Raw genomic sequence first — 9711 nt, forward strand, 5'->3', positions numbered from 1 at the left:
GATTAACTGCCCATCTCGTTCCATGACAAAGACTCGTCCTGATGAGCTAACGTTTAACGGGCGCAAAAAGTTCGTAATATTTGATAGTTGTAAATCCACCGCAGTCACGCCAAGTAATTTGCCGTTTTTTGCATAAATGGGATGCACTGCCGCTAGAGAAATGAAGTTTATTTCATCAACAGAGTACACCGAAGACCAGATTGGTTTACCTGCTTTAGCCGTCTCAATATACCATGAGGATGCCACGAAGTCGTCGGTCCAAAACCGTAGCACTTTACCCCGCTCGCCCTGCTGGTTCACGGAATAGGTAGCTACTTTTCCGTTTGTTATTGCAGACTTTTCATCAATGATGACTCCTTCCCCTGGAAAGTATTTGCCAGCCCCAATAAAGCGTCCATCTGCTAACGTATTTGAAATATAGCCAACATTCTTAAAGGCTTGCACCTGCTTCCAAAAATAACTTCCCGTCAGGTCAAAGTCTTCTATATTGAGTAATCCTGTCTCGATTGCATCAATATTGATCTGATTAATTTGATGAGGTATTGAAAGATAGTCATTTAGCTGCTGATCGGTTTGGTTGCTCACCTCAGTCATCAACTGGTTGGCAAGATCGGTTACGGCTTGTTGTCCGTTGCGCAATGAAAGATAGCCGACTAATCCAACTGCTGCAACAATTTGCAGGATAAAGGGTACTACGAGGGCAGTGCGGAGGCGGAATTTAAGGGAGCTGTTCTTCATAAAAAAAATCACGGGGATAGCGGTTAAGTAAGAATAGTTCACCCTTTTAGCATCGCTTCCTGTTGTGGCAATGCGTTATTCTACCTTGGTTTCTACCTGTTGCTTCAAAACAGCAATGTGAGGTCATCAAACACTTTTTTAATTCCTCTATGTCGCCGTACATTGTCAATCAATGCTTGCTTAATTTCTGGTAGCGACAAATGCCATTTTTGGCTAATGATGTCACACAGTTGCTCAAGTCCATCCTGCTTTTTGTTAATGTTTTTTGCTTCGGGAATACCATCGGTATATAGCACTATACCATCTCCTAGCTGTAGCTCAATAGAAATCTGACTGATGAACTCAGTAATGTCATAGTGGAGGGCGATGGGGAAGGCTAAATCCACCGTGTCTACTCGCTCAATTTCTCCTCCTCGCCGCACAATGATTGTTTGTTCATGCTGACCGCTGATGCTGACCCGTCCTTGAGAGTAATTTACAATCGCTAGGGTGAGACTTTTGTCGAAATTCATGCGCTGCACGTTTTTTTAAAGGGTGCGGTTGAGCGCATCTAGGAACCGAACTGGATCAGTTTCGTGGATTTCCTTGAAGGTACGGACTGCCGTTTGCGCCATCCGCATCAAGATACCGCTTTCGAGTCCATGTCCAGTGATATCACTGATGCCAAGAGTGACAACGCCATCGGTGTTTAAAACATCGTAGTAGTCGCCGCCGACTTCATCTGCAGCATCCATGTATCCAGGAATATCAATTCCATCAATTTCTAGTTCTTCAGGATTGGGCAAAATCATTTGCTGCATTTGACGCACGATATCCAATTGAGCACCCATGGGAAGATTGTCTTCCTTGAGTCTCTCGTTGAGGGCAAGGATTTCGCCGTTGGCATTTGCCAGTTCAGTCGTGCGTTCTTTGACTTTATAGCGGTTCTCAAGCGTGGTGAGGTATGCCCACGGAGGCCTATGCCTTAGGCCAGATAGTACCTCATATTACTGAGAAAGGCTATATCTTTTAGTGTTTCAAACGATTCTTTCAGTTGCCTTGCCATGCTGTCGAAGGAACGTTCCAGCGTATTAATTTCCTCAATTTCAATAAAGTCAGCGGTGCCTACTCGCTTGTCGAGGTTACCAGCAGCAATTTGTTCAGCAGCTTTAGTAATTCGGAGAAGGGGACGGGTAATCGAGCGAGCCGTCAGATACCGCAATTGCCAAAATCAGAGTCGCTAAACAGAGCAGGATTGTAGTACGAGTATTAGCATTGATTGGTGACATAAAGTCCGATTCTCGAACCGTAGTCACAATCACCCAATTTAGACCAAATTTATCTTGCCAAGGTTCAACCAAAACAAATTGGCGTTCCCCGTTAATCTTAAAGTCGAGTTGTTGGACTTTGTAATCTGGTTGAGAGCGCCAAAATGCCCTGACAAATACTGTGTACTTGCCCGGATCAAAGGATCGCGGCTGATTGATGCTGCTAATCTTTCGGCTTTACGATTCTTGACAGTGTATATAGGGGAGTTAGTTGAACTACCAACCAGCAGTCCTTCACGATCCCTGACAAACACTCCTCCCGAAGGACTTATTTTGATTTGATTCAAAAAGTTACCGAGCTGAGAAATAACCAAATCAGTTTCTAGAACACCTATAAAATTACCTGCTTTATCACGATAGGAGTGGAGGGCCGGAATTCCTAATCGTACTGCTGAGTCGGAAGAAAACTGATAGATTTTACCCCAAGTCGGTTTATGGGCTCACATCTTGCACCATTCTCGCTTAACAGGCTTTCCGGCCTGTTCATAAAAAGCTTATTGAGAATGGTGCAACATCTCAGTTTATTGGCTTCCTTAGTCGCTCGGTACCAGGGGCGGCGGGTAACGATTCTTGACGCCTAAAAGTGTTGAGGGTTTTTCCTTGCTATGCAGAAGAACCCAAAATTTTAAGTTTGGTAACTGAACTTTCCTAGGCATCTTCAGCTAATTCAATCCGAACAGATGTCGAATTTAGGACAGTTGGTAGCAGGAGTGGCTCACGAAATAAACAACCCCGTCAGTTTTATTTACGGCAAAATAGTTCAGGTTAATCAATATGTTTGAGATTTATTCAACCTGATTAAAATTTAACAGACATACTCTCGCGAATTTTTATCATAAATCTCATAAAATGTCAAGTTATTGAGCTTGATTTTATTAAAAATGCAGAAAAAGCGTAAATCCTGTTCAGCACATAGCAGGTCTAAAAGCATTTATATAGTTTCAAGAAATAATATTATTTATGTAGGGGCTAATTTCAGAAAGCCCCTACATCATCTTTAGTCCCACTCGCTTATTTTTGCAGCGGATTATTTTTGGTAACCGAGCTTTCCTTTGCATCTTCAGCGCTATCTTTCAGGAAAGCAGAAGCATCCTGAAAGGCGGCGCCTACTCTCTCTAAAATTTTGGCATTGGGATCGCTGCGATCGACTACGGGTTGAGCCTTAGCTGGCTGTCCGTCTGGCGGTGCTAAGAGAGCTTTATCTCCGCCGAGTTCGGAGTCGAACTTGTCAGTTTCCATCGGTGCAGAACCCGGATAAAGCAGCTTTGAGGAATTAGAGTCACCGGTAGTCGCGGCCAGGAGCCGATCGCCCATCAGCGACAAATCAGCCCGATTATTTTCGGCTTTAGCAGGGGATTGATTGACTTTAGGGTCAGTAGACATTTTATAATTCGCAGATCCATCACCACCGGCCTTGTGGGGGTTATTCATTCCTCCCATTTGAACGGGAGGATTCTCTGGCCGGGCACCTCGAACATCGCCGGCATTGCAAGCAGTGCTGGTAAACAGCAGCAAACCTGCCATAAATACAGTCAAAATTTGAGTCAAAAATTGACCGATACGCAGTCTTTTAAAAAAAGCAGTTAGAGTGTTCACAAAATTTTTCCGATTTGTTACTACTACTTGTTTAGGGTAAAAATAAAGTCCCGATGGCTGCCTCTAACGGCGGTGATATTTTGCTGGGGATTGCTATCGATTATTTTATACCTTTAGAGGGAGTTAAAAAGTGCGATGGCCTTCGAGAGATTATTTTTTGTATGACTTACGCACGGGTATCTAGAAACCCGGCTTTTTTACCGGGTTTCTAGAGTAAGTTTGGTGGAGAAACTCATACCCGACGGACAATAAAAGTGCCCAGGTAGTTTCAAAGCATAGTCTTCTGGTGCGTCAGTTCCAATAATTGCTCGCTGTCAAAAGCTTTTCGGTTTTGGACCCCGCCGACACACGGATACTTGCGAATGAATTCTGTCGTGGAGATACAGCATTTTTTAGGTAAGTGAGGTACATAGCTTTCGATAGAGGACACGGCAGTGCCGTTTCCCTACGGCGATCGCTTGACGGATGTACTTCATCAACGCCGAATCTGCTGTATAAAAATTTTAGACTTTTGTTCAAGATACCAGATTCATCCGTGGGGTCAATCTAAAATCTAAAATCTAAAATCTAAAATCGATTGACGCACCGTACCAGCTACTAACCTGAGAACGCTACTGCTAATTTGGGAATTGTTCGACTTTGGCTTCAGCTTGCAAAGTCAGGACTCCAGCTTCCACATTTAGCTGCTGAATTCGCAGGGACATTCCCTCAAGTTCAAAGTTTCGCAAGTTTAAAACTTCCCCGGCTTTGTCCGCCAAAGCTGCTGTTAACTCAGGCGAAAATTCTTTGTTTTCGGGATACTCGACATCCTGAAGAGAAATTGCCCAACCGCCCTCTGCGATCTGAGGTTTTGCTGTAAAATAAATCTTTTCAGTTGAGGCGGTTTCCCGGACCAATACCTCAGCATTTAAAGCGATTTTTCCGGCTAGCAATTGGCACTCAATAGTTTTAACGTCTATTGTCAGGAGTTTTCCGTCAACAGTAACTTTTAAGTTTTTCAGTTTCCTGCTGATGTATTCGGAATTAAAAGCGCGGTTGATATCGCTTTCGGTTAAAACTGCGCGCGCCCCACCGAAGGCAGGTCCGTTCAGTTCAATTTTGCCAAACATGGCGGTGAGGGGATTGACAGCTATATCCTTGACGTGAATTTGCAATTCTTCGACGCGCAAATCTTGTTGCATTACCAACCCTTTGCCCTCAACGGCAACGGCCTCTACAGATCCCTGGGCTAGCTGGACCGGATCGGTGTCTACTGTCACAGACAAAGTTTCGGATTCATCTAATTTGCTAGCAATAGCAATCTCGGCTACTTTGTCGATCGCCTGTTCCCCTAAACTCCTATTTTGTTGAAGCACGCTCAGAATTCCTAATAATTATTGTTTTCCAAATAGTAGTTAATACTTAATAGGGTTAGCGTCTTCCTGTCGGCAGGTTTATCGTCTTAAAAAAAACTCAGCCAAAGACAGAGGGTTTCCAGAAAATGGCTAAAATTAGTAAGGTGCGCACCCTACGTTGAGTCCGTTGCGAAGCGGTGAAAAATCAAAAACTCGGATTTTTGCCAAAAGTCTTTTCGAGAAGTTCGATCGCCCGGTACAATAAGTAAGAGCCAGCACCGCTTTTTGCCGTCAGGAACCTCAGCCTAAAGGCATGAGGCTTGAAAGAGAAATCTAACAAGCCATTCCCCTAGGGCCTTGCGTCTTAACTGACTCGGTTTTTTGAGTCACGACACCAGGCGAATGCGTAGCTAGTTCCTTGCTCTGTCGTTGAGAGTTAAACAGTTCTAAGGTCACGCTCAACAGTGCTGTTTGCCGGCGCCGCGCTCACTAAACAAAGGCGCGTGCTAACTTTACTCCGAAAGGAGATTGGGGCAACCATACCCCACCTCCGGGGCAACCATACCCCTCCACCCTGCAAGGGGATTAAATTCAATGTAAAGCCGTCCTAAAAAGACGGGGTTTCAAACCCATAGTTCTGATGAATTCAGAATCAACTCTCGCTAGACTACAAGCTACACTTCCCGACGGAAAACTGCCTTCTAGCTACGGGGTATACTTCAAAAACACCCTAGTAGCCCTGTGTCACGCCCTAGAAGACCACATTTTGCAAACCAGCAGCGGGGACAATATCGAACTAAAGCCGCTAGTTTTGGTGACGTTTCAGCAGGGAAAATGGTATTTACAGGAAGCCGATCGCTACCTAGATATTGCTAAGGCCTCTCGGCGCGTTGTCATCGGTGCAGTAGCCGACAGCGGTTTCGCTAGCCACCAAACCGGTCAATTAGAAAATGTATCTTTAATAAATCTCGATGAGAACGACCCCATAATCGAAGAATGGAATTTAATCATCCTCGCGCCGACATACAAAGCAATGGTGCTTTGTCGGGAACTTTCAGCCGAGGAATACTTGCCCGAGGGTAAGCCAGAAGTAGATACAGAACGAAAGTTCTACGGTTTGTGGTCCTTTGACCAGTCTTTGGTGTCGGCTGCTGCAGAAATTTTTATAGAACAGACGCGACATTACAACCCCCCCCTAGCCGACAGTTTGCTGGAAATGTACCACGAAATCCTGGCTACTGTTGGCCCGCCCTTGGCAGATATTAGTGGCGTGGTATCCCGGATAGTCACTTACCTGCAAAGTTCTCAGCAGCAAATGGTAGCAATTAACCGCCAAACCCGCGAGTTGTGGGAATTGGAAGGTCAAGCTTTGCGGATCAGCCGCAATTTGAACGCTAACAAACTTCAAGCTTTTCTGCGGATGGCCCAGCGCGTGGACGAACGCGATACCTCAAATCCTACAGCGTCTTTGCAGGTGGCGGCTTTGTCGGAAACTTTGGGTCAACTTCTGGATTTGCCGGCTTTGCAGTTGCGCAGGCTGCGGCTGGCTGGATTGCTGTTTCGAGTCGGCTTAGTTTCGGCCCCGAATGAGGTGTTCGATCGCACTCCCGATGCTTTCGACCAAGCAACTTTATCATTTTGGCGCGATCGCAGTTTCATCGGTTCCCAACTGCTGCAAGCAATGCCGGAACTAGCACCTGTGGCGGAAATTGTCAAGCACAAACTCGAATATTGGGACGGCAGCGGCAGACCAGAGGGTTTGCGAGCGGAAGCGATACCGGTTGCTGCGCGGATTTTGGGGTTGGTGGCTTATTTTCAAGAATTGACTCAACCCCGTGGCGATCGTCCGGCTTTGAGTTTGAGCGAAGCTTTGGAAAAGTGCCGGGAACTTTCTGAAATTCGCTTCGATCCGGCTTTGGTGGAAACTCTCAGCAACGTCGTCAGGCTGGCAGAAATGGGTTTGATGGAGTTACCGAGCCGCCCGAGTCAACTGCCGAATGTATGGTTGGAGGATTTGGGCGATCGAACTTCAACGGCCGCTCCGGCATTATAAAATAACGGGATTGGTAAGGGGCGATCGGTACTTGGTAATTGGGAATTGGGCATTGAGGACTCTGGCACAAATCCTTTCCAACACTAGAAAAAATCAGCCCTCTGTGCTGCGTGCGCACCCTACCGCTTTCCAAAACTAGAAAAAATCAGCCCTCTGTGCTGGGTCCGCGCGCACCCTACCGCTCTTAGCGGGATGCCCAGCCTCTCTGTGCTGGCTCCGCGGGCACCCTACCGCTCTACTAATGACTAATGACTCAAAACTAATGACTAATGACCTCGAAGCCATACGCAAAGGCAAAATTCTGATGTTGGCCGGCACTGATTTAGCCGGCACAGACTTAGCGGGAGCCGAGCTCGCGGGTGCTGACTTGTCTCAAGCCAACTTGAGTGGAGCTAATCTCGCCGGCGCTAACTTGCAGCAGGCCGTATTGCGAGCCAATCTCCGCGGCGCTGACTTGAGCGGCGCTGACTTGCGAGGCGCAGATTTTCGGAATGCCGATTTGCGGGGGGCTTCCTTCGCTAACGCTTTAGTCCGCAACGCAAGTTTTGGGGGTGCTTTTTTGACAGGCGCTGCGATCGGCAATTTGGATTTGAGCGGTGTCGATCTTCGCGGCGCCGATTTGCGGGGCGCTTCTTTGGGTCGGGCAATTTTGCTGGCCGCCGATTTGAGCAATGCCAATTTGTCCGGCGCTGATTTGTCGGGAGCTGACTTGGAAGAAGCGCTCCTCAATGGCGCCGTACTCCGCGGCGCTAACCTGACGGGGGCTAATTTGCTCTGCGCCTCGATCGAACATACCGTTTGGGATGGAGCCCTGCTCGATCGCGCCTGTCTCCAAGGCACCCCCCTGAGCGTTTAAATTTCCACACTGTTGTTTTGAAGACAGACAAAAAAACAACATTTGCTTATTAAGTGAATAAGCACAAGCTATTTTTACATTTCTTAATAGAAGGTTATAATGGCGACTGTAGATGAGCAAACGAATAAATGGTAGCAGCTTTGTTTAGCGGTACATCCTTTCAAGGTCAAAGTGGCGATCGCCTTGTCAGCAAAGTAGCAGGAGCTGCGATCGCAGCCTTATTCAAGCGTTCGGAAAAGGCCGAAGCCAACATCCGAGTCGAACCAGTAGCCAAACTCTTACAGGGAAGCATCGACGGTTTCGACTTCGTTGGCAAAGGTATGTTGATGTACAACGGCCTGCGCATAGAAGTGATGGAACTCTACCTGCAAGCAGTCTCAATTGACTTTGGGGCGATTTTTGCAGGTCAAGTAAAATTGCGGCAGCCTACCCAGGCAAATATGCGAGTAGTCTTAAGTCGATCGGATTTAACCACCTCATTCAATACACCTTTTGTAGTTGAAAAACTCCAGAAGCTGAAGTATCAAGAGCAATCACTGCACTTTCAAAACACTGAAGTCAGCTTCGGCGCCGACAAATCAATTCGGCTTCAGTCCGAAATTACCGTAGGCGATGCCAGCGAACCGGTCAAAATAGATATTACTGCTCAATTGCAAGTAGAAGACAGACGCAAAATCCAATTTGTCAGCGTTACTTACGGCGGTAATGAGCAAGCAGTAGATTTGGGTCAAGCTATAATTGCCCACGTAAATAACTTGCTCGACTTAGACAAATTTGCCTTAGAAGGCACTCAACTGCGGGTTGACCGCTGCCGAGTTCAAAACGACGAGTTGGTTTTCTATGGTTGGGCTGGTATCGAACAGTTCCCCAAAGGCAAGCGCTAAACCTCAGTCTGCTGAGGTGGGGAAATTAGATTTGTTTGAGGAATTTTATAGCTTAACAACACAACCCGCGCAGGCGGGTTTTGTTATTTTAGCTGAAACAAAAAGAAGCCTCTGGCCTCGCCCGTTGCGGAGGCGATGAGATGAATTTGTGGGCGATGACGAATTGACCCACAACCGATTCAATGCGTTGGATTGATATCAACTCCGATAGCATCGGAATTAATATTACTCACAGTCAGGACACGGCACTGCCGTGTCCCTACCCCCATTAATTGTAGGGACTAAGGCACTCGCGGTGTCCTCTATATCATTCCGATACAACTGGAAACAATATGACAGGACGGTGGGTCGATGAGGAATCGCCATTTTTAACACTCATAGCGAATCTATAAAATCTTCGATTACATGAGTCATGGTTTTATCGTTTTGAGACGAGTATAAGCGTAGTTTGTTTAATCTACGCTCGGTTCTCCTCAAATTTAATGCTTTGTTTTTCATCAATGCCTACATAACGTCTTTGCATCGATGTTATACTATTTGTCGGTCGCAAACAAAGGATAGCAATGAGAACTTCATACCAGTACAAAATTAAACCAACTTTCATAGCAAGTATAAAAAATCGCTCGAACGCTCGAAATGCTGCGTTGTCAATATAATTATCTACTTGCTCAAAGGTTTGATTGGCATGAACATCGTTGTCCTCTAGATAGATGTCCCTTAAGTTGCCAGATACCATAGTTAAAATAGCAGCATAACTATTACATTCAAAATGCATTTATTACCAAACTTAAAGTAGATATACCTTGGCATAAAGAGATTCAGTCTCAAGTATTGCAGGAAGTCCCTAAGAAAGTCGAGATAACTTCTGGGTAGTGCTTTTTTGTAAAGGACAGAGGAAAACAATCTATCTTATTATGCAATCCCCATTTTTTTTCTGATTTGT

Annotated in this window: 8 protein-coding genes and 1 pseudogene; 4 read left to right on the plus strand and 5 right to left on the minus strand. The window is 45.9% G+C overall.

The annotated features are described in order from the left end of the window. The 5 genes and pseudogenes from QUB56_RS35400 to QUB56_RS35420 all read right to left on the minus strand — a co-directional run. On the minus strand, positions 1-780 hold a 780-nt coding region (locus QUB56_RS35400), incomplete at its 3' end, for a cache domain-containing protein (RefSeq protein ID WP_332961037.1). A gap of 62 nt (positions 781-842) precedes the next feature. After that, a pseudogene (locus QUB56_RS35405) lies at positions 843-1568 on the minus strand (PP2C family protein-serine/threonine phosphatase). A 134-nt stretch (positions 1569-1702) separates the two neighbouring features. After that, positions 1703-1939, minus strand: coding sequence for a HAMP domain-containing protein (locus QUB56_RS35410; protein WP_332961038.1), 237 nt, complete (start codon positions 1937-1939; stop codon positions 1703-1705). A gap of 1117 nt (positions 1940-3056) precedes the next feature. Further along, positions 3057-3641 carry a DUF6658 family protein gene (locus QUB56_RS35415; RefSeq protein ID WP_332961039.1) on the minus strand — a complete coding sequence of 195 codons (585 nt, stop codon included), beginning with the start codon at positions 3639-3641 and terminating at the stop codon, positions 3057-3059. 617 nt (positions 3642-4258) lie between these two features. Next, the gene (locus tag QUB56_RS35420; RefSeq protein WP_332961040.1) at positions 4259-4996 is read right to left on the minus strand and encodes a DUF2993 domain-containing protein; all 738 of its coding nucleotides are present in this window, start codon (positions 4994-4996) and stop codon (positions 4259-4261) included. A 619-nt stretch (positions 4997-5615) separates the two neighbouring features. Between QUB56_RS35420 and QUB56_RS35425 the strand changes: the two genes are divergently transcribed. The 4 genes from QUB56_RS35425 to QUB56_RS35440 all read left to right on the plus strand — a co-directional run bounded on the left by QUB56_RS35425 (position 5616) and on the right by QUB56_RS35440 (position 9506). Continuing rightward, positions 5616-7028 (plus strand): HD domain-containing phosphohydrolase, encoded by a 1413-nt coding sequence (locus QUB56_RS35425; RefSeq protein ID WP_332961041.1) that lies wholly within the window; start codon positions 5616-5618, stop codon positions 7026-7028. Between the two features lie 262 nt (positions 7029-7290). Continuing rightward, on the plus strand, positions 7291-7884 hold the full coding sequence (locus QUB56_RS35430) for a pentapeptide repeat-containing protein (protein ID WP_332961042.1): 594 nt from the start codon (positions 7291-7293) through the stop codon (positions 7882-7884). A gap of 128 nt (positions 7885-8012) precedes the next feature. Continuing rightward, positions 8013-8768 (plus strand): DUF2993 domain-containing protein, encoded by a 756-nt coding sequence (locus tag QUB56_RS35435; RefSeq protein ID WP_332961043.1) that lies wholly within the window; start codon positions 8013-8015, stop codon positions 8766-8768. 636 nt (positions 8769-9404) lie between these two features. Further along, positions 9405-9506 (plus strand): hypothetical protein, encoded by a 102-nt coding sequence (locus tag QUB56_RS35440; RefSeq protein WP_332961044.1) that lies wholly within the window; start codon positions 9405-9407, stop codon positions 9504-9506. Positions 9507-9711 lie beyond the last annotated feature (205 nt).

The organism is Microcoleus sp. AR_TQ3_B6 (genome assembly GCF_036702785.1).
Classification (GTDB): domain Bacteria; phylum Cyanobacteriota; class Cyanobacteriia; order Cyanobacteriales; family Microcoleaceae; genus Microcoleus.

Coding starts and splice junctions, on each gene's coding strand:
- QUB56_RS35425 (WP_332961041.1), top strand. CDS start 5,616: ATGAATTCAGAATCAACTCTCGCTAGACTACAAGCTACACTTCCCGAC.
- QUB56_RS35430 (WP_332961042.1), top strand. CDS start 7,291: ATGACTAATGACCTCGAAGCCATACGCAAAGGCAAAATTCTGATGTTG.
- QUB56_RS35440 (WP_332961044.1), top strand. CDS start 9,405: ATGCTGCGTTGTCAATATAATTATCTACTTGCTCAAAGGTTTGATTGG.
- QUB56_RS35435 (WP_332961043.1), top strand. CDS start 8,013: ATGGTAGCAGCTTTGTTTAGCGGTACATCCTTTCAAGGTCAAAGTGGC.